Raw genomic sequence first — 549 nt, 5'->3', positions numbered from 1 at the left:
GTGCCACTCGACGCGGGCGAGCTCGGAGACCGCCGAGGCGGTGCAGCGGACCGCCAGCCACGCCACCCAGTCCTCGAAGTCGCGCGTGAAGCGCGCCCCGTGCCGCGCCCAGGGGACGGCCTCGGTGCGCACGCCGTGCTCCGGGCAGCGCACCCTGCAGGGCGCGTACTCCAGGTAGCAGGCCGAGCGCGCCAGGTCCATCGCCCTCCACAGCCTGGGGGCCCCGCGGTTCGCCATGTCGTAGAAGTCGCAGGCCCTGCCGCATACGGGGCAGCGGCGCTGCTCGCGCTTGTAGGGCCGGACGCTCACGACGATGCGCTCGGCCTCGATGCGCGCGCCCAGGACGACCGTGCGGGCCAGACCGAGGGCGAGAAGTAGTAGACTCTTCATGCGTCACACCTCTTCGGTTGTCTGAATTTGGCTTAGCAATCATAGGCGGATGACGCGGAAACGGCCCCTCCCGGGGCCGTTTCAGTTCCAGATCGTTGTTTTCGCCCGCTGAGCTGGGCCTATGCCGGAATCTCTCCCACAGAAACCACCGAAGAGCCA

1 protein-coding gene is annotated in these 549 nt (G+C 68.9%); it reads right to left on the bottom strand.

Translation table 11 applies throughout. The features are described from left to right. Positions 1-390, bottom strand: a 390-nt coding sequence (locus tag ACTQV4_RS10345; protein WP_441569786.1) for a helix-turn-helix domain-containing protein, incomplete at its 3' end; no start/stop codon positions are given. Positions 391-549 lie beyond the last annotated feature (159 nt).

The organism is Collinsella sp. LCP19S3_B11 (genome assembly GCF_052121915.1).
Classification (GTDB): domain Bacteria; phylum Actinomycetota; class Coriobacteriia; order Coriobacteriales; family Coriobacteriaceae; genus Collinsella.
The sequence above is the reverse complement of the archived record's forward strand: the minus strand, read 5'-3'. Positions and strand labels throughout refer to the sequence as shown.